The organism is Enterobacter cloacae complex sp. 6730903, from assembly GCF_048283985.1.
Taxonomy (GTDB): Bacteria; Pseudomonadota; Gammaproteobacteria; order Enterobacterales; family Enterobacteriaceae; genus Enterobacter; species Enterobacter hormaechei_C.
Map to the genome: position 1 here is coordinate 1 of NZ_JBLVXX010000125.1, position 1,271 is coordinate 1,271.

General features: G+C 56.4%; 1 protein-coding gene. It reads right to left on the reverse strand.

What is annotated here, in order from left to right:
* Nucleotides 1–25 precede the first annotated feature (25 nt).
* Complete coding sequence (locus ACNQ0W_RS25115; protein WP_417933292.1) at nt 26–1,162, reverse strand: P22 phage major capsid protein family protein; 1,137 nt, start codon at nt 1,160–1,162, stop codon at nt 26–28.
* Nucleotides 1,163–1,271: the final 109 nt, after the last annotated feature.

A 1,271-nucleotide genomic window follows, 5' to 3' on the forward strand; every position in this document is an offset into this window, starting at 1 on the left:
AACAAAGGGGCCGAAGCCCCCTGGGTTAACCCATGATGATGGTGGAATGTTCAGGCTGAACGGAGGCCACACCCCACGCCACACCAACCTCGTAACGCACCTGACGGTACTGGCGGTACAGCGCGATCTGGAAGGTAATACCAGAGACCGGATCGGTTACGTTCATCACGTCATCAGCGGTATCGCCGCCTTTTGGCATGGCCGGGGTACGGCAAGCCAGCAGGAATGCGTTACGGTCAAAGGCAACGTTTGGCACGAACTCGCTCAGCACAGTGACAGTCGCCTGATCTGCCAGATCCTGACGCAGGCCAGGTGCGCCGATGGTGATAGTCGAAGAGGTTGCCGCTACGACCATGTACTGGTTGTCATCGCCATCGAACTTCACTGCGGTCCCGGCAGCAATACCGCCAGTACCAGCAGAGATAGCAATAATGATGTCGCCCTCTTTCTTCTCGCCATTGACCTTATAGCCCGCCGCCGTGCTTTTCGCGGTGCGCTTGATGTTGGCGGATTCGTGCAGGTTAAAGCCCATCACACGACCAATGATGCCTTCACGCAGCAGCTGATCGGTACCGGCTTCGTTCGCTTTGAACAGTACGGACTGTTTACCACGGATTGACGCCATCGCTTCGCCGCCCAGTACCATGCGCAGGTCAGTGGTTGGTGCGCCGTTATCAGTCAGCACCTGACGAGCGTTCGCCGCATCAGACAGGTCGTCTTTGACACTGAACGGTGTATCTTTTGGAGCACCAACAGCGCGGGAAGACTTATAAGCCAGCGATGCCAGGTCAGCATCCATTTCGTTGCTCAGTGCGCGGATCGCCTGAGAAAACTGGTCAGCCAGGACAACGTCATAAGTGCCTGATGGTCCGATGGCAAGCTGCTCTTCACCATTCCATTTGACCGGGGCCATTTTGGATTTGGTGATTTTCACGTCCACGGTACCAATGTTCTGATCACCGTCGTTTGGCGCGGTTGCCGCCGGAGTGATATCAACGGTGGTGGTTTTTGGTGCTACCGGTGCGGTCACGGTTTGGTCTTTGGCCGCGGCATCGGCTTTAGCGTTACGGGCCACCGCCGGGATAAAGCCCACCTGCTCACGGGATACGCGGTTCAGTGCCGTGTAGATGGTCGGGATCAGGCCAGTCAAAGTGTTGGACATTTATTTTTCCTTTCGATTAATCAACGATGCTCGTGCCGCCGCCAATCGCAGCCTGTTGTTCAGCTGGTGGCAGGGCGTCAAAAGCAGCGCGTTTCATGGTTTTCTGCCC